Genomic DNA, 18,171 nt, shown 5'->3' on the forward strand with positions numbered 1-18,171 from the left:
TGACGATGCGACTCGCGATGCCCCACAAGGCCCTCGGCGTGCTGTTCCTGTGCCTGCTGCTGCTCGGGGTCTACCTCACCTACGCGATCTTCACCAAGAAGTTCGCCGACTACGACGAGGTGACCCTCCAGACCAGCAAGATCGGCCTCCAGCTCCCGGAGCGGGCCGACGTCAAGGTGCGTGGCGTGATCGTCGGCGAGGTGCTCGACTTCGACGCCACCGCCGAGGGCGCGACGCTGACGCTGGGACTGTTCCCCGGTGAGATCGCATCGATCCCCGGCGACGTCACCGGCTCGATCGTCCCCAAGACCCTGTTCGGCGAGAAGTACGTCTCCCTCGAGGTGCCCGAGGGGAGCACGGCGCAGGCGTCCGCGCTCGAGCCCGGAGCCACCATCGAGCGCACGGCGGTGTCGATCGAGGTCGAGGAGGTCCTCTCCGACCTCTACCCGCTGCTCCGCACGGTGCAGCCGGCCGAGCTCAACATGACCCTCAACGCCCTCGCCACCGCCCTCGAGGGCCGGGGCGAGCGGTTGGGCGAGAACCTCGAGACGCTCGACTCCTACCTCAAGCGGCTCAACCCGCAGATCCCCCAGCTCATCGACGACCTCCGGCTGACGGCGAGGGTCTCCGACACCTACGCCGACGTGATGCCCGAGATCGCGTCGATCCTGCGCAACACGATCACCACGACCGGCACCCTCGAGGACCGCGACGCCAAGGTGCGGGCGCTCTACCAGGACGTCTCGGCCTTCGCCGACACCTCGGAGGCGTTCCTCGACGCCAACGGCGACAACCTGATCCGGCTCAGCCAGCTCAGCAGCGAGCAGCTCCGGGTCTTCGCGCGCTACGCGCCCGGCTTCCCGTGCCTGCTGCGAGGCGTCACCAACGCCGGTCCGCTGCAGGCGGAGGCATTCCGCGGCTTCACGCTCCACATCGTGCTCGAGACGCTGCCCAACCAGCCGCGTGGCTACACCGCGGCCGACATCCCGCGCTACGGGGAGGACCGTGGCCCGTCGTGCCTCAACCTCCCCAACCCGCCCTGGTCGCAGAACAACCCGGTGCGCCACCAGCCGAACTTCGACGACGGCATCGACGAGCCGACCGGAAAGGGAACCAGTCGCGTGGCTCCTTCCTTCGCGAGCGAGCGCCGCCCGGTGGGCTCCGGCTACGCCGGTACGCCCGGCGAGAGCGCGCTGCTCAAGTCCGTGCTGGGCCCGAGCCTGGGCGTCTCGGCCGGCGAGGTCTCCGACCTCGGTGTCCTCCTGGTGGGCCCGATGGCCCGGGGGGCGGAGGTGGGCTACCAGTGAGCGTCCTCGACAAGAAGACCGCCGGTGACCTCACCCGGCTGATGGTGTTCGTCGTGGTGACCGCGATGGCCACGGGTCTGCTGATCGTCACCATCGGCAACCTCTCCTTCACCGGCAAGGTGGCCTACAAGGCCGAGTTCTCCGACGCCACCGGCGTCGTGAAGGGCGACGACGTCCGGATCGCCGGCGTCAAGGTCGGCAGCGTCAGCGACGTCGAGATCGTCGACCGCAGCCGGGCCCTGGTGAGCTTCGACGTCGAGGAGGACGTCCCGCTGTCCGGGGCGACCAGCGCCGCGATCCGCTACCGCAACCTGGTCGGACAGCGTTACATCTCCCTGACCGAGACCATCGGCGACACCGCCGAGCTCGCCGAGGGCGCCACGATCCCGATCTCCCGCACCTCTCCCGCGCTCGACCTGACCGTGCTGTTCAACGGGTTCAAGCCGCTCTTCCAGGCGCTGTCGCCCGAGGACCTCAACCAGCTCTCGTTCGAGATCATCCAGGTCTTCCAGGGCGAGGGCGGCACGTTGGAGGGGCTGCTGGCCAACACCGCGTCGGTCACCCAGACCCTGGCCGACCGCGACGAGGTCATCAACAGCCTGGTCGACAACCTCAACGACGTGCTCGCCAACGTGGGCGACCGCGACGAGGAGCTCACCCGCCTGATCCAGAACTTCCGGGCCTTCGTGGGCGGGCTGAAGGACGACCGGAAGGCGATCCTGACCTCGCTCGACCAGATCTCGGCGCTGTCGGTCGAGACCGCCGGGCTCGTCGACGGCATCCGTGAGCCGTTCGTGCGCGACATCAAGGAGCTGCGCCGGTTCGCGGGCAACATCGACAGGAACAAGGCCGAGCTCGACCGCGCGATGCAGGTGCTCCCCATCAAGCTCAAGAAGGTGGGTCGCACCGCGATCTACGGATCCTTCTTCAACTTCTACCTCTGCCAGTTCAGCGGCAAGGTCCAGCTCCCGGGCAAGAACGCCCTGGACGTCACCTACCCGCTGCCGGGGCAGAAGGTGTCCGACAGGTGTGATCTCGGATGATTCCCTTCCGCGAGCGCAACCCCGTCGTCATCGGCGCGATCTCGATCGCCGTCCTGGTGGCGCTGCTGCTGGCCTCGTTCAAGGCCTCCTCGCTGCCGATCATCGGCGGCGGAGACGTCTACCACGCGGCCTTCTCCGAGGCGGGCGGCCTCAAGGTCAACGACGAGGTCCGCATCGCCGGCGTCCGGGTCGGCAAGGTCGAGGACATCGAGCTCGCGGGTGACCACGTGCTGGTCACGTTCCGGGTCGACGGCGACGCCGAGTTCGGCCAGGAGAGCCGGGCGGCGATCAAGGTCAAGACCCTGCTGGGCTCGATGTTCCTCGCGCTCGAGCCCGCGGGCGAGGGCCAGATGGACGAGGGCTACGAGATCCCCGTCGAGCGCACCCAGTCCCCGTTCGACGTGGTCGAGGCGTTCAGCGGCCTGGCCGAGACGTCGGAGCAGATCGACACCGACCAGCTGGCCGAGTCGCTCACCACGCTCGCCGACCTGACGCGCAACACACCCGACGAGTTCCGCGACGCGCTGTCCGGGGTCTCGGCGCTGTCGGCCAACATCGCGGCCAAGAACGAGAAGATCGGGGAGCTGCTCGGCAACCTCGAGAAGGTCTCGGGCGTGCTCGACGAGCGCGACCAGGACATCGTCGCCCTGATGCGGGACGCCGACGTGCTGTTCCGCGCGCTGGTGAAGCGACGCGAGTCGGTCCACCGGCTGCTGCTCGCCACCACCCAGCTGTCGAAGGAGCTGACGGCCCTCGTGCGCGACAGCCGGGCCGACCTGGAGCCGGCCCTGGACAACCTCGAGAACGTGGTGCAGGTGCTCAACAAGAACGAGGACAACCTCGACAACAGCCTTCGGCTGATGGCGCCCTTCTACCGGGTCTTCGCCAACACCCTCGGCAACGGTCCGTGGTTCGACACCTACATCCAGAACATGCCGCCGGTCCCGCAGGCAGGGGGATGACCGTGAACATGGAGATGATCCGCAAGGCCGCGGTCCCGGTCGTGCTGCTCGCGCTCGTCGCCGCTGCCGGTTTCGTGCTGCTGGGCGGCGAGGACAAGAAGACCGTCACCGCGCTCTTCCCACGCGCCATCGCCGTCTACGAGGGCACCGACGTCCGTGTGCTCGGCGTCTCGATCGGGACCGTCGACTCGGTGACGCCCTCGGGCACCGACGTGGTCGTGACGATGTCCTACGACCCCGAGGTGGACATCCCGGCCGGGGCCGAGGCCGTCATCATCTCGCCCTCGGTCGTGGGCGACCGCTACGTCCAGCTCACCCCGGCCTACGACGGGGGCGAGGTGCTCGCCGACGACGCGACGCTCGACCTCGACCACACCTCGGTACCGCTCGAGCTCGACCAGATCTACGAGAACCTCGACAAGCTCAACGTCGCCCTCGGTCCCAACGGGGCCAACAAGGAGGGCGCGCTGAGCGACCTGCTGCAGGTCACCGCCGACAACTTCGGTGGCCAGGGCGAGCAGTTCAACCAGACGATCCAGGACTTCGGGAAGTTCTCCCAGACCCTGAGCGACAACCGCGAGGAGCTCTTCGGCTCCCAGCGTGCGCTCCAGGGGTTCGTCTCGACGCTGGCGAAGAACGACCAGACCGTGCGCGACTTCAACGCCTCGCTCGCCGACGTCTCCACGATGCTCGAGGGCGAGCGCGAGGAGCTCAAGTCGGCGCTGTCCAACCTGTCCACGGCGCTGGGGGAGGTGTCGACCTTCGTCCGCGACAACCGTGAGGCGCTGGGCCGCAACATCTCCGGGCTCAACCGGGTCACCAAGGTGCTGGTCAAGCAGCGCGACGCGCTCGACGAGATCCTCCAGGTCGCCCCCACGGCGCTCAACAACCTGGCGCTGACCTACAACCCGCAGGCCGGCACCCTCGACACCCGGTCCAACATCCAGGAGACGCCGGGGCAGATCGCGTCCGACCCGGGCGTCTTCCTCTGCGGGCTGGTCAACCAGGCCGACACCTCCGGCGACACCTGCGACGCGATCAAGGACATCCTGCCGCGGGCGGGTGCGATGACGAACCTGCGCGGACTCCAGGGGGAGAACCCCCGCTGGCGCGACCGCTACGACCCCACGCTCGGTGGCCTCGTGGAGGTGGACCAGTGATGCGCACCCCCCGATTCCTGCGCGCGCTCGTCGCCACCACCGCAGCAGCGGTCGTCCTGACCGGCTGCTCGGGCGGCGTCGGCGACCTGCCGCTCCCCGGCGGCACCGACGTCGGCGACGACCCGATCGAGGTGAAGGCGGAGTTCGCCGACGTGCTCGACCTGGTGCCGCAGACGACGGTGAAGGTCAACGACGTCAGCGTCGGCAAGATCACCGCCGTCGACCTCGACGGCGAGACGGCCGTGGTGACGATGCAGCTCCCGTCCGACGTGGACCTCCCGGCCAACAGCGTGGCCGAGATCCGCCAGACCAGCCTGCTCGGCGAGAAGTTCGTCCAGCTCGAGGCGCCCGAGGACGGCGCCTCGACCGAGCGGCTCGCCGACGGTGCGACGATCGCCCTCGACGACACCGGTCGCAACCCGGAGGTCGAGGAGGTCCTCGGCGCGCTGAGCCTGGTCCTCAACGGTGGCGGCGTCGCCCAGCTCAAGACCATCGCCTCCGAGCTCAACCTCGCCCTCGACGGCCGCGAGGACTCGGCGAAGTCGGTGCTGCGGCAGGTGCGCGAGCTCACCGGTCAGCTCGACGACGGCAAGGAGGACATCGTCGACGCGATCGAGGGCCTCGACCGGCTCTCGCGGTCGCTGAACAAGCAGATCGGCACCATCGACTCGGCGCTCGACGAGCTGCCGAGCGCGCTGGCGACGATCGACCAGCAGCGCCAGGACCTCGTGAAGATGCTGCAGGCCCTGAACCGTCTCGGGGACACCGGTGTCGAGGTGATCCGGCAGTCCAAGGCCGCGACCATCGACTCGGTGCGGCAGCTGGTGCCGGTCCTGACCAACCTCGCCGACTCCGGTGACGCCTTCGTCAACGCCTTCAACGTCTTCCTCACCTACCCGTTCGTCGACGAGGTCGTCGGCCGCGACCCGCAGGTCGCCCGCAACCTCCACATGGGCGACTACACCAACCTCTCGATCCAGCTCGACCTGTCGCTGACCGGGGACGACGACAGCATCACGCTGCCGCCGCCGATCGACCCGACCGATCCGTGCACCACGCTCGCCGAGGTCAAGGAGGAGCTGGGCGAGAACATCCCGCTCGACGAGCTGCTCGACTACCTCCAGAACCTCGACGACCTCTGCGACGGCGCCCAGGACGCGATCAACACGTGCCTGAGCAAGAACAAGCCGAACAAGATCATCAACTGCCTCGAGAACAAGCTCGGCGTGACCATCGCCGACCTCACCCAGGGCGTGCTCGACAGCACCTGCGACCTGCTCGGCATCCCGGCCAACCAGTGCCCGGACGTCTCCGGCGGCGGTGGTGGCGGCGGTGGTGGTGGCGGCGGTGGCGGCATCCTGCCCGACCTGCCCGACCTGCCGCTGCGCGCGCCGTTCGGGGCTCCGGCCGCCGGCGGCGGGCCCGACCCGGGACCCACGTTCGGTGATCTCCACGACTCCTACGACCCCGCACTGGTCGACCTGCTCGTCCCGGGGATGGTGACTCGATGATCGACCGCCGGACCAAGATGCAGCTGCTCGTCTTCGTGCTGATCACGCTCGTGGGCGTGAGCTACGTCGGCGCCCGCTACGCGCGCCTCGACCGGATCTTCCACGACGACACCTACACGGTGGTCGCCCACTTCGCCGACTCCGGCGGCATCTTCGCCGGCGCCGAGGTGACCTACCGCGGCGTGCGCGTCGGCGAGGTCGAGTCCATGGAGCTGACCGCCGACGGCGTCGACCTGATGCTGTCGGTCTCCGAGGACTACGACGCGATCCCGTCCGACACGATGGCCCTGGTCGGCAACCGCTCGGCGGTGGGTGAGCAGTACGTCGAGCTCCAGCCGCAGTCCGACGAGGAGCCCTATCTCGAGCAGGCCTCGGAGATCCCGGTCGAGAACACCGCGACCCCGATCCAGACCCAGACCCTGCTGACCAACCTGTCCAACACCGTCGAGTCGGTCGACAAGGACGCGTTGCGGACGACGGTCTCCGAGCTGGGGGCGGCGTTCGGCGGCACGGGCGACGACCTCCAGCGGATCATCGACACCGGCAACGCGTTCATCGAGGACGCGAACGCCAACTTCGACACCACGACCGCCCTGATCCGCGACGGCAACACCGTGCTCAAGGGCCAGGTGGCCTCCGCCAGCGCGATCCGCACCTTCGCGCGCGACCTCTCGCTCTTCAGCGGCACCCTCGCTGCCTCCGACGACGACCTGCGCGACCTCATCGACAGCGGCTCGGTCGCCGCCAACGACCTGCGCCGGTTCCTCGAGGACAACGAGGTCGACCTCGCCGAGCTGATCAACAACCTCGTCACCACCGGCGAGATCGTCGTCAAGCGCCTCGACGGCATCAAGCAGATCCTCGTGATCTACCCCTACGTCGTCGAAGGTGGCTTCACGGTCGTCTCGAAGTCGCCCGACACCGACATGTACGACGCGCACTTCGGGCTGATCCTGACCGACACCCCGCCGGTCTGCACCCGCGGCTACGAGAGCACGAACCGCCGCAACCCGACCACCGAGCGGGGCAACGCCCCCATGAACACGCAGGCACACTGTGCCGAGCCGGCCACCGAGAGCAACCCGCGCGGCGCCCAGCACGCTCCCCGCGCCGCGACCGGTTTCGCCGCCTCCGACCAGGACCCGATCGCCAGCTTCGACCCCACGACCGGCAAGCTCCGGTGGGGGAGCGAGGTCCCGGCCTCGATGCGGTCCACCGGTACGCTCGCGCCCAGCACGCTTGGGAAGGAGTCGTGGAAGTGGTTGTTCCTCCAGCCCCTGACGACACCGCAGGACTGACGGACCCCACCACCCACGAGGCACCCGCGCGCTCCACCAGCCCGAGGCTGGTGATCGCGGGCGCGCTCGTGCTGGTGCTGCTCGCGGCCGCGGTCGTGAGCGCCGTCCTGGTGACCCAGCGCGGCTTCGCGCCGCTGGGGATCGACCGCGGTGCCGACGGCCAGCAGGCCGAGCGCGAGGTCGTGATGAGTCAGGCGCGCCAGTTCATGCTGCGCGCCAACACCTACGGCCCGGACCAGCTCGGCGACGACGGGTCCCTCGGCGACTACCGGGCCCTGGTCGAGGAGGTCATCACCCCCAAGCTCGCCACCTCCTTCCAGAAGGAGGTCAGCGCCGCCGAGCAGATCGTGGCCCAGACCGGCGCGACCCGGACGACCGAGGTCTTCTCCACCGGGGTCGCCACCCTCGACGACGACCGCGCGACCGCCCTGGTCGCGGGAACCTTCACCACCGCCTACCCGGACAAGAACGGTGACCCCCGGCCGACCGAGCCGGTGCCGTTCCGGGTCCAGGTCACGCTGGTGGACAGCGACGGTGAGTGGCTGGTCGACGACTTCGCCCCGATCACGGAGGCCCAGCAGTGACCGGCCCGAACTGGTACGACGTCCTCGACGTCGAGCCGACCGCGACCACCGAGGAGGTCCGCGACGCCTGGCGCTCGGCGATCGCGGACCTGACCCCCGCCGACCGGCGCTTCCGGCTCTACAACGAGGCGGCCGAGGTGCTGCTCGACGACGAGCGGCGCGCGGCCTACGACGCCACGCTCGAGCCGGAGCCCCAGCCCGAGCCGGAGCCCCAGCCGGAGCCCCTGCCGGGCGCGGAGCCCGGTCCCGAGCCGGCCGCCGCCGCACCGGTGGCCGCCCGGAGCGGACCCACCGTCCCAACCTGGCTGCTCGCGGCCCTGGCGGTCCTGACGGCGCTCACGGTCGGGCTCGCGGGCTACCTCTGGTTCGTCCAGCCCTCGCCCGTCGACGTCGACGACGCGACGGCGGCTGCGCGCTCGGCGGCCGAACGGGCCGTGGTCCCGGTGCTCTCCTACGACTACCAGGACCTCGACGGCAGCCGCGAGGCCGCGCGGGAGTTCCTGACGCCGGGATATCTCGAGGAGTACGACAAGCTCTACGACGGCCTCGTCGAGGGCAACGCCGGCAGCACCCGGACGGTCGTCGAGGCGACCTTCGTGGCCTCGGCCGTCGTGCGCGGGGGCGAGGACCGGGCCGAGATCCTGGTCTTCGTCGACCAGTCCACGACCAACGCCCAGAACAAGCAGCCGGTCGTCTACCGCAACCAGGTACGGATGCGGATGGAGGACGTCGACGGCCGCTGGCTGGTCGACTGCATGATCACCCAGCCCGGCGGCGAGTGCGCGTCCTGACGCACCGGACTCGGCGGTTCTGCTTGACCTGAGCGGGTCGGGCGTTCATGATCTACGCGACGTCAACGGACGATCCGCGTTTCTCGAACGCCGCCGCTTGACGCCGGTGTTGTGTCCTGCCCTGCCGCTGGGGTACTCTTCACGTTCGCACCCATTCTCAGATGCACTTCCGCCTGCCCGGTGGCGGTTGTGTGGTGATCGGGTGCCCTCTCCCAGAGCGACCCGTGAAAAGGACACCTCTTGGCTGCGCGTACCGCCACTGGTAACTCCCTGGAGTCGAAGCGAATCTCCTTCGCGAAGATCTCCGAACCCCTGGAGCTCCCCAAGCTCCTCGCCCTGCAGACCGACAGCTTCGACTGGCTCATCGGCAACGACGCGTGGACCGCCGAGGTCCAGCGTCGCCGCGACGCCGGCGACGACGTGTCGGAGAAGTCGGGCCTCCAGGAGATCTTCGAGGAGATCTCCCCGATCGAGGACTTCAGCGAGACCATGTCGCTGTCGTTCGAGAACCCCGTCTTCTACGACCCGAAGTACACGGTCGAGGAGTGCAAGGAGAAGGACTTCACCTACTCCGCGCCCCTCTACGTCTCCGCCGAGTTCACGAACAACGAGACCGGCGAGATCAAGGGCCAGACCGTCTTCATGGGCGACTTCCCGCTCATGACGCCCAAGGGCACCTTCATCATCAACGGCACCGAGCGCGTGGTCGTCTCGCAGCTGGTCCGTTCCCCCGGCGTCTACTTCGAGCGCTCCGCCGACAAGACGTCCGACAAGGACATCTTCACCTCCAAGCTGATCCCCTCGCGGGGCGCCTGGCTGGAGTTCGAGATCGACAAGCGCGACCTGGTCGGCGTCCGCCTCGACCGCAAGCGCAAGCAGAACGTCACGGTGCTGCTCAAGGCGCTCGTCGCCGTCGCCGAGGAGACCGGCGAGGAGTTCGACTACGACGGCGTCATGGCCGAGCTGCGCGAGTTCGAGTCGATCCAGCTGACCGAGGAGAAGGACAACACCCAGGGTCCGGACGACGCGCTCCTCGACATCTACCGCAAGCTGCGCCCGGGCGAGCCGCCGACGCGCGAGGCCGCGCTGACGCTGCTGAAGAACTACTACTTCAACCCCAAGCGCTACGACCTCGCGAAGGTCGGCCGCTACAAGATCAACAAGAAGCTCGGCGAGACCGAGGCCTTCGACCAGCAGACGCTGACGATCGCCGACATCGTGGCGACCATCAAGTACATCGTCGCGCTCCACGAGGGTCGCGAGACCATGACGATGCCCGCCGGCGACACGATCGTCGTGGCCGACGACATCGACCACTTCGGCAACCGCCGCATGCGGACCGTGGGGGAGCTGATCCAGAACCAGCTCCGCACCGGTCTGGCCCGCATGGAGCGTGTGGTCCGCGAGCGGATGACGACCCAGGACGTCGAGGCCATCACGCCGCAGTCGCTGATCAACATCCGACCCGTCGTCGCGGCGCTCAAGGAGTTCTTCGGGACCTCCCAGCTCTCGCAGTTCATGGACCAGACCAACCCGATCGCGGGCCTGACGCACAAGCGCCGGCTCTCCGCGCTCGGTCCGGGTGGTCTGTCCCGTGACCGCGCCGGCATGGAGGTCCGCGACGTCCACCCGTCGCACTACGGCCGCATGTGCCCGATCGAGACGCCGGAAGGCCCGAACATCGGTCTGATCGGCTCGCTGGCCTCCTTCGGCCGGATCAACCCGTTCGGCTTCGTCGAGACCCCCTACCGGCTCGTGAAGAAGGGTGTCGTCAGCGACGAGGTCCACTACCTCACCGCCGACGACGAGGACCGCTACGTCATCGCCCAGGCCAACGCGCCGCTCGACGCCAAGGGCAAGTTCGTGCAGGAGCGCGTGCTGGTCCGTCAGCGCGACGGCGAGGTCTCGGAGATCCTGGCCGACGAGATCGACTACATGGACGTCTCGCCGCGCCAGATGGTGTCGGTCGCGACCGCGCTGATCCCGTTCCTCGAGCACGACGACGCCAACCGTGCGCTCATGGGCGCCAACATGCAGCGTCAGGCCGTCCCGCTGATCACCAGCGACAGCCCGCTCGTCGGCACCGGCATCGAGTACCGCGCCGCGGTCGACGCCGGCGACGTGGTCACCGCCGAGAAGGCCGGTGTGGTCAAGGAGGTGTCCGCCGACCTCGTCGAGACGATGAACGACGACGGCACCTACTCCTCCTACCGCCTGGCGAAGTTCCGTCGCTCCAACCAGGGCACCTGCATCAACCAGCGTCCGCTGGTCAACGAGGGTGACCGGCTCGAGGTCGGCAGCCCGATCGCCGACGGTCCGTGCACCGACGACGCCGAGATGGCGCTGGGCACCAACCTGCTCGTGGCGTTCATGCCGTGGCAGGGCCACAACTACGAGGACGCGATCATCCTCAGCCAGCGCCTGGTGCAGGAGGACATCCTCACCTCGATCCACATCGAGGAGCACGAGGTCGACGCCCGCGACACCAAGCTGGGCCCGGAGGAGATCACCCGCGACATCCCGAACGTCGGTGAGGACATGCTCGCCGACCTCGACGAGCGCGGCATCATCCGGATCGGCGCCGAGGTCACCACCGGTGACATCCTCGTCGGCAAGGTGACCCCCAAGGGCGAGACCGAGCTGACCCCCGAGGAGCGGCTGCTCCGCGCGATCTTCGGCGAGAAGGCGCGCGAGGTGCGCGACACCTCGATGAAGGTCCCCCACGGCGAGTCCGGCACCGTCATCGGCGTCCGGGTCTTCGACCGCGAGGACGGCGACGAGCTGCCGCCGGGCGTCAACCAGCTGGTGCGCGTCTACGTCGCCCAGAAGCGGAAGATCTCGGTCGGCGACAAGCTGGCCGGCCGCCACGGCAACAAGGGCGTCATCGCGAAGATCCTGCCGGTCGAGGACATGCCGTTCATGGAGGACGGCACCCCGGTCGACGTGATCCTCAACCCGCTCGGCGTGCCGCGTCGTATGAACATCGGTCAGATCCTGGAGCTCCACCTCGGCTGGCTCGCCCAGCAGGGCTGGGACCTCAACCTGTCCGACGACGCGAAGGATGCCGACTGGAAGCAGCGCCTGATCAAGATCCACGCGGACAAGGCCGAGCCGGGCACCAAGGTGGCGACGCCGGTGTTCGACGGTGCCCGCGAGGACGAGATCACCGGTCTGCTGGGGGCCACGATCCCCAACCGCGACGGCGTGCGGATGATCGACGAGACCGGCAAGGCCGACCTGTTCGACGGCCGCTCCGGCGAGCCGTTCCCGGACCCGGTCTCGGTCGGCTACATGTACATCCTCAAGCTGCACCACCTGGTGGACGACAAGATCCACGCGCGCAGCACCGGACCCTACTCGATGATCACGCAGCAGCCCCTGGGCGGTAAGGCCCAGTTCGGCGGCCAGCGGTTCGGCGAGATGGAGGTGTGGGCCATGGAGGCCTACGGTGCCGCCTACGCCCTCCAGGAGCTGCTCACCATCAAGTCCGACGACGTGCCTGGTCGCGTCAAGGTCTACGAGGCCATCGTCAAGGGCGAGAACATCCCCGACTCCGGCATCCCCGAGTCGTTCAAGGTGCTCGTCAAGGAGATGCAGTCGCTCTGCCTGAACGTCGAGGTGCTCAGCCAGGACGGTTCGCAGATCGAGCTCAAGGACGCGGAGGACGACGTCTTCCGTGCTGCCGAGGAGCTGGGCATCGACTTGTCGCGCCGCGAGCCGAGCTCGGTCGAGGAAGTCTGAGAGACGGGGAAGAGGGACTAAACACAGTGTTGGACGTCAATTTCTTCGACCAGCTGAAGATCGGCCTGGCCACCGCTGACGAGATTCGTCAGTGGAGCCACGGTGAGGTCAAGAAGCCGGAGACCATCAACTACCGCACGCTCAAGCCCGAGCGCGACGGTCTGTTCTGCGAGAAGATCTTCGGTCCCACCCGGGACTGGGAGTGCTACTGCGGCAAGTACAAGCGGGTGCGCTTCAAGGGGATCATCTGCGAGCGCTGCGGCGTCGAGGTGACCCGCTCGAAGGTCCGCCGTGAGCGGATGGGCCACATCGAGCTCGCCGCCCCGGTGACCCACATCTGGTACTTCAAGGGCGTGCCGTCGCGGCTGGGCTACCTGCTCGACCTCGCCCCGAAGGACCTCGAGAAGGTCATCTACTTCGCGGCCTACATGATCACCTCCGTCGACGAGGACGCGCGTCACCGCGACCTGTCCTCGCTGGAGAGCAAGGTGGGCCTCGAGCGCGAGCGCCTCGAGAAGCGCCGTGACGGTGGCCTCGAGGACCGCACCCGCAAGCTCGAGGAGGACCTCGCGACCCTCGAGGCCGAGGGTGCGAAGGCCGACCAGCGTCGCAAGGTGCGCGACGGTGCCGAGCGCGAGATGAAGCAGATGCGCGACCGTGCGCAGCGCGAGCTCGACCGCCTCGACGAGGTCTGGAACACCTTCAAGAGCCTGAAGGTCCAGGACCTCATGGGCGACGAGATGCTCTACCGGGAGATGAAGACCTGGTTCGGCAAGTACTTCGAGGGCCACATGGGCGCCACGGCGATCCAGAAGCGCCTGCAGGACTTCGACATCGAGGCCGAGGTCGACAACCTGCGCGAGGTCATCGCCACCGGCAAGGGCCAGCGCAAGGTGCGCGCGCTCAAGCGGCTCAAGGTCGTGGACGCGTTCCGCAAGACCGGCAACCAGCCGATCGGCATGGTGCTCGACGCCGTCCCGGTCATCCCGCCGGACCTGCGGCCGATGGTGCAGCTCGACGGTGGCCGCTTCGCGACCTCCGACCTCAACGACCTGTACCGCCGCGTCATCAACCGCAACAACCGCCTCAAGCGGCTGCTCGACCTCGGTGCGCCCGAGATCATCGTCAACAACGAGAAGCGGATGCTCCAGGAGGCCGTCGACTCGCTGTTCGACAACGGCCGTCGTGGTCGTCCCGTCACCGGCCCGGGCAACCGGCCGCTGAAGTCGCTGTCCGACATGCTCAAGGGCAAGCAGGGCCGGTTCCGCCAGAACCTGCTCGGCAAGCGCGTCGACTACTCGGGCCGCTCGGTCATCGTGTCGGGTCCCCAGCTGAAGCTGCACCAGTGCGGTCTGCCCAAGCAGATGGCGCTCGAGCTCTTCAAGCCGTTCGTCATGAAGCGGCTCGTCGACCTCTCGCACGCGCAGAACATCAAGTCCGCCAAGCGGATGGTGGAGCGCGCGCGGCCGGTCGTCTGGGACGTGCTCGAGGAGGTCATCACCGAGCACCCCGTGCTGCTCAACCGTGCCCCCACGCTGCACCGCCTCGGCATCCAGGCCTTCGAGCCGCAGCTGATCGAGGGCAAGGCCATCCAGATCCACCCGCTCGTCTGCACCGCGTTCAACGCGGACTTCGACGGTGACCAGATGGCGGTGCACCTGCCGCTGTCGGCCGAGGCGCAGGCCGAGGCCCGGATCCTGATGCTGTCGACCAACAACATCCTCAAGCCGTCCGACGGTCGCCCGGTGACGATGCCGACCCAGGACATGATCATCGGTCTGTTCTTCCTGACGACCGACCGTGAGGGTGAGCCGGGCGAGGGTCGCGTGTTCTCCACCGAGGCCGAGGCCGTCATGGCCTTCGACCGCGGCGAGATCTCGCTGCAGAGCAAGATCAAGATGCGCTTCTCCGACATCGTGCCCCCGCTCGAGCTCGAGCTGGGTGCCGACTGGGAGGAGGGTCAGTCGGTGATCCTCGAGACCACCCTGGGCCGGGCGCTGTTCAACGACGCCCTGCCGGCCGACTACCCCTTCGTCAACTACGAGGTGGGCAAGAAGGCCCTCGGCGCGATCGTCAACGACCTCGCCGAGCGCTACACCAAGGTCGAGGTCGCTGCCTCGCTCGACGCGCTCAAGGACGCCGGCTTCCACTGGGCCACCCGTTCGGGCGTGACCGTCTCCATCGACGACGTCACCACCCCGGGCGACAAGGCCACCATCCTCGCCGGCTACGAGGAGCAGGCCGCCAAGGTCCAGAAGCAGTACGAGCGTGGTCTGGTCACCGACGACGAGCGCCGCCAGGAGCTCATCGAGATCTGGACCCAGGCCTCCAACGAGGTCGGCAAGGCGATGGAGACCAACTTCGACCGCGCCAACCCGATCTACATGATGGTCGACTCGGGTGCCTCCGGAAACATGAACCAGATCCGGCAGGTGGCGGCCATGCGTGGCCTCGTGGCCAACCCGAAGGGCGAGATCATCCCGCGTCCGATCAAGTCGAACTTCCGGGAGGGCCTGACCGTCCTGGAGTACTTCATCGCGACCCACGGTGCTCGCAAGGGTCTGGCCGACACGGCGCTCCGTACGGCCGACTCGGGCTACCTGACCCGTCGCCTGGTGGACGTCTCCCAGGACGTCATCATCCGCGAGGACGACTGCGGCACCGAGCGCGGCCTGCCCAAGCGGATCGGCGTCAAGGGCGAGGACGGCGTGGTCCGCAAGGACGACAACGCCGAGACCGCGGCCTACGCCCGTTCGGCAGCCACCGAGATCACCCACCCGGAGACCGGCGAGGTGCTGGCGACCGCGGGTGAGGACCTCGGCGACGTCAAGATCGGTGAGCTCGTGGCCGCCGGCATCGAGGAGGTCAAGGTCCGCTCCGTGCTGACCTGCGACGCCCGCACCGGCACCTGTGCCAAGTGCTACGGCCGCTCGCTGGCCACCGGTCTGCTCGTCGACATCGGCGAGGCGGTCGGCATCATCGCCGCCCAGTCGATCGGTGAGCCCGGCACGCAGCTGACGATGCGTACCTTCCACACCGGTGGTGTGGCCTCGGCCGACGACATCACGCAGGGTCTGCCCCGTGTGGTCGAGCTGTTCGAGGCGCGTCAGCCCAAGGGTCTCTCGCCGATCTCGGAGGCCGCCGGCCGCGTCGAGATCGAGGAGACCGACAAGGCGCGCAAGGTCATCGTCACCCCCGACGACGGCTCCGACGTCCAGGAGTACCCCGTCAGCAAGCGCTCCCGCCTGCTGGTCGCCGACGGCGACCGCATCGAGGTGGGTCAGCAGCTGACGCTCGGTACGCCCGACCCGAAGGAGGTGCTGCGGATCCTCGGCATCCGCCGGGCGCAGCAGCACCTCGTCGACGAGGTCCAGGCCGTCTACCGCTCGCAGGGCGTGTCGATCCACGACAAGCACATCGAGATCATCGTGCGGCAGATGCTGCGTCGCGTGACGGTCATCGAGTCCGGCGACACCAACCTGCTCCCCTCCGACCTGGTCGACCGGGTCATCTTCGAGGAGGAGAACCGTCGGGTGGTGACCGAGGGCGGCAAGCCGGCCTCGGGTCGTGCGGAGCTGATGGGCATCACCAAGGCGTCGCTGGCCACCGAGTCGTGGCTCTCGGCCGCCTCCTTCCAGGAGACGACCCGCGTCCTCACCGACGCGGCGATCAACGGTCGCAGCGACTCGCTGCGCGGCCTGAAGGAGAACGTGATCATCGGCAAGCTCATCCCGGCCGGCACAGGCCTGGAGCGCTACCGCAACGTGCGTGTGGAGCCGACCGAGGAGGCGCGTGCCGCGGCCTACTCGGTCACCGGCTACGACTCCTACGACTACGAGTTCGGCGGCGGCCAGGCCGTCGCCCTGGACGACTTCGACTTCGGGTCCTACCAGAACTGAGCTCCGTAGCCTGAGAAGCCCCCGTCCCGCTTCCGCGGGGCGGGGGCTTCTGCTTTCCTGAACCGGTGAGCACCTCGTCCGCCCGTCGCTTCGTCGACGCCATCGTCGCGCGCGACCACGACGCGCTTCGCTCCTGCCTGAGCCCTGACGTCGACTTCAAGGGGCTGACACCCGGCCGGCTGTGGGAGGCCGACTCCCCGGACGGCGTGCACGACATCGTCCTCGGGGCCTGGTTCGAGGAGCAGGACCGCGTGGTGGGCGTGGTGGCGCTGAGCGAGGACGAGGTCGCCGACACTCGGCACATCGCCTACCGGCTCGACCTCGAGACGCCCGACGGCCCGCACGTCGCCGAGCAGCAGGCCTACTGGCGGGAGGGTCCTGACGGGATCGACCACCTGCGGATCATGTGCTCGGGCTTCCGGCCGCGGACGGCGTGACCGGCGCGCCGGTCCTCGGGGTCGACGGCTGCCCGGGGGGCTGGATCGGGGCGCTGCTGGTCGGGGACGGGGTCACGCTCCGGGTGGCCCCCGGCATCGAGGAGCTCCTGGCCGCGCTCCCGGGCGCACCCGCGGTGGTCGGCATCGACATCCCGATCGGGCTGCCCGACAGCGGTCCGCGCGAGGCCGACCGGCTCGCCCGGCGGGAGCTGCCCGTGGGCCGGAAGTCGTCGGTCTTCCCGACCCCGGCGCGGGCCGCGGTGCTCGCCGACACCTGGCCCGAGGCCAACGAGGCCAACCGGGCCGCCACCGGCAAGGGCCTGAGCCACCAGGGGTTCAACCTCTGCCGCAAGATCGCCGAGGTGGACGCGTGGGTGCTTGCGGGCCCGGGCGTGGTGGTGGCCGAGGTGCACCCCGAGGTCTCCTTCGCGGTCATGGGCGCCGACACGCGGCCGTCCAAGCAGCGCCCCGAGGGTCGTGACGTACGCCGCCGCGCGCTGCGCGACGTCGGGCTCGACCTGCCCGCGGAGCTGCGGGGCCCGGGCTGGGCGGTCGACGACGCCCTCGACGCGTGTGCCGCTGCCTGGACCGCCCGGCGGATCGCCCGGGGGGAGGCGCTGTCCTTCCCCGACCCGCCCGAGGTGTTCTCCGACGGGATCGCCGCCGCGATCAGGGCGTGAGCGCGGCGACCCAGTCGGCGAGCGTGCGCTGGACCCGCGCGGCCGCCTCGATCACGGGGTCGGCGGGGTCGGCCCCGCCGAGCACGCGCAGCTCCCACGCGCCGTACCACGCGACGTAGCCGCCGACGACCACGAGCAGCAGCCCGGCCACCCGGGGGACCCAGCGGCCCGCACGTCGCAGACCGGTCACCAGGCCGCGGCGGGCGAGCGCCACGGCGACCGCCGCCACCCCGACCAGCAGGCCCATCCCCGCGGCGTAGGCGAGGTAGAGCGCGACTCCCTCGGCGACCGACCCGGCGCGGAGCGCGGTGACGACGAGGGCGAGGAAGGGGGCGATCGAGCAGGTGAGCGACGCCGCGGCGTAGGAGGCCCCGAACCCGACCATCGCGGGCAGGGTGCGGGTCACGGGTGCGCCGCTGCCGCGGCCCAGCCGGACCTGCGGCAGCTCGCGCCCGGCGAGCAGCCACCCGCCCGCGACGGCCACGAGCAGCCCGAACCCGACGGTGAACCACGGCAGGTAGCGCTGGACCTCGGAGGCGACGGGCGAGACGACGAGGCCGAAGAGCCCGAAGACCGCGACGAAGCCGAGCGTCATCGCGCCGGTGAGGGCCAGCGCCCGCCCGACCGCACGGCCGGTCGACGGGGAGTCGTCGCCGAGCACGAGCACGGAGAGGTAGGCAGGGAGCAGTGCGAACCCGCACGGGTTGACCGCAGCCAGCATCCCCGCCGCCAGGGCGAGGGTCAGCGTCTCGGTCATC

13 protein-coding genes are annotated in these 18,171 nt (G+C 69.1%); 12 read left to right on the top strand and 1 reads right to left on the bottom strand.

Annotated elements, in window-relative coordinates:
- The first annotated feature begins 5 nt into the window (after nucleotides 1–5).
- The 12 genes from ABD091_RS12705 (at nucleotide 6) to ABD091_RS12760 (ending at nucleotide 17,413) form a co-directional block, all read left to right on the top strand.
- Nucleotides 6–1,307, top strand: a complete 1,302-nt coding sequence (locus ABD091_RS12705; protein WP_343918942.1) for an MCE family protein — start codon at nucleotides 6–8, stop codon at nucleotides 1,305–1,307.
- Nucleotides 1,304–2,350: an MCE family protein gene (locus tag ABD091_RS12710; RefSeq protein WP_343918944.1), complete on the top strand. Its 1,047-nt coding sequence runs from the start codon at nucleotides 1,304–1,306 to the stop codon at nucleotides 2,348–2,350. Before ABD091_RS12705 ends, ABD091_RS12710 begins: the two co-directional genes overlap by 4 nt.
- Nucleotides 2,347–3,312, top strand: coding sequence for an MCE family protein (locus tag ABD091_RS12715; protein ID WP_343918946.1), 966 nt, complete (start codon nucleotides 2,347–2,349; stop codon nucleotides 3,310–3,312). The genes ABD091_RS12710 and ABD091_RS12715 overlap by 4 nt, the downstream gene beginning before the upstream one ends.
- Nucleotides 3,309–4,472 (top strand): MCE family protein, encoded by a 1,164-nt coding sequence (locus ABD091_RS12720; RefSeq protein ID WP_343918948.1) that lies wholly within the window; start codon nucleotides 3,309–3,311, stop codon nucleotides 4,470–4,472. The genes ABD091_RS12715 and ABD091_RS12720 overlap by 4 nt, the downstream gene beginning before the upstream one ends.
- The gene (locus ABD091_RS12725) at nucleotides 4,472–5,983 is read left to right on the top strand and encodes an MCE family protein (RefSeq protein WP_343918950.1); all 1,512 of its coding nucleotides are present in this window, start codon (nucleotides 4,472–4,474) and stop codon (nucleotides 5,981–5,983) included. Before ABD091_RS12720 ends, ABD091_RS12725 begins: the two co-directional genes overlap by 1 nt.
- Nucleotides 5,980–7,281, top strand: coding sequence for an MCE family protein (locus ABD091_RS12730; protein ID WP_343918952.1), 1,302 nt, complete (start codon nucleotides 5,980–5,982; stop codon nucleotides 7,279–7,281). The genes ABD091_RS12725 and ABD091_RS12730 overlap by 4 nt, the downstream gene beginning before the upstream one ends.
- Before the next feature lie 50 nt (nucleotides 7,282–7,331).
- The gene (locus ABD091_RS12735; protein WP_343918954.1) at nucleotides 7,332–7,865 is read left to right on the top strand and encodes a hypothetical protein; all 534 of its coding nucleotides are present in this window, start codon (nucleotides 7,332–7,334) and stop codon (nucleotides 7,863–7,865) included.
- Nucleotides 7,862–8,656 (top strand): J domain-containing protein, encoded by a 795-nt coding sequence (locus ABD091_RS12740; RefSeq protein WP_343918956.1) that lies wholly within the window; start codon nucleotides 7,862–7,864, stop codon nucleotides 8,654–8,656. The genes ABD091_RS12735 and ABD091_RS12740 overlap by 4 nt, the downstream gene beginning before the upstream one ends.
- 240 nt (nucleotides 8,657–8,896) lie before the next feature.
- Nucleotides 8,897–12,397, top strand: coding sequence for a DNA-directed RNA polymerase subunit beta (gene rpoB / locus ABD091_RS12745; protein ID WP_343918958.1), 3,501 nt, complete (start codon nucleotides 8,897–8,899; stop codon nucleotides 12,395–12,397).
- A 26-nt stretch (nucleotides 12,398–12,423) separates the two neighbouring features.
- On the top strand, nucleotides 12,424–16,296 hold the full coding sequence (locus ABD091_RS12750; RefSeq protein ID WP_343918960.1) for a DNA-directed RNA polymerase subunit beta': 3,873 nt from the start codon (nucleotides 12,424–12,426) through the stop codon (nucleotides 16,294–16,296).
- 65 nt (nucleotides 16,297–16,361) lie between these two features.
- Nucleotides 16,362–16,733 carry a hypothetical protein gene (locus ABD091_RS12755; RefSeq protein ID WP_343918962.1) on the top strand — a complete coding sequence of 124 codons (372 nt, stop codon included), beginning with the start codon at nucleotides 16,362–16,364 and terminating at the stop codon, nucleotides 16,731–16,733.
- A complete protein-coding gene (locus tag ABD091_RS12760; RefSeq protein WP_343918964.1) occupies nucleotides 16,730–17,413 on the top strand; it encodes a DUF429 domain-containing protein in 684 nt (227 codons plus the stop codon). Before ABD091_RS12755 ends, ABD091_RS12760 begins: the two co-directional genes overlap by 4 nt.
- On the opposite strand, the gene ABD091_RS12765 is transcribed toward ABD091_RS12760, so the two are convergent.
- Nucleotides 17,403–18,170, bottom strand: coding sequence for a cytochrome c biogenesis CcdA family protein (locus tag ABD091_RS12765; protein WP_343918966.1), 768 nt, complete (start codon nucleotides 18,168–18,170; stop codon nucleotides 17,403–17,405). The two genes, ABD091_RS12760 and ABD091_RS12765, sit on opposite strands and share 11 nt — an antisense overlap.
- Nucleotide 18,171 lies beyond the last annotated feature (1 nt).

It is taken from the genome of Nocardioides aestuarii (genome assembly GCF_039527245.1).
GTDB classification, from domain to species: Bacteria; Actinomycetota; Actinomycetes; order Propionibacteriales; family Nocardioidaceae; genus Nocardioides; species Nocardioides aestuarii.

What these genes read in the sequence shown, in the direction of transcription:
- ABD091_RS12715 (WP_343918946.1), top strand. Translation starts at nt 2,347, where the DNA reads ATGATTCCCTTCCGCGAGCGCAACCCCGTCGTCATCGGCGCGATCTCG.
- ABD091_RS12720 (WP_343918948.1), top strand. Translation starts at nt 3,309, where the DNA reads ATGACCGTGAACATGGAGATGATCCGCAAGGCCGCGGTCCCGGTCGTG.
- ABD091_RS12725 (WP_343918950.1), top strand. Translation starts at nt 4,472, where the DNA reads ATGCGCACCCCCCGATTCCTGCGCGCGCTCGTCGCCACCACCGCAGCA.
- ABD091_RS12705 (WP_343918942.1), top strand. Translation starts at nt 6, where the DNA reads ATGCGACTCGCGATGCCCCACAAGGCCCTCGGCGTGCTGTTCCTGTGC.
- ABD091_RS12730 (WP_343918952.1), top strand. Translation starts at nt 5,980, where the DNA reads ATGATCGACCGCCGGACCAAGATGCAGCTGCTCGTCTTCGTGCTGATC.
- ABD091_RS12765 (WP_343918966.1), bottom strand. Translation starts at nt 18,170, where the DNA reads ATGACCGAGACGCTGACCCTCGCCCTGGCGGCGGGGATGCTGGCTGCG.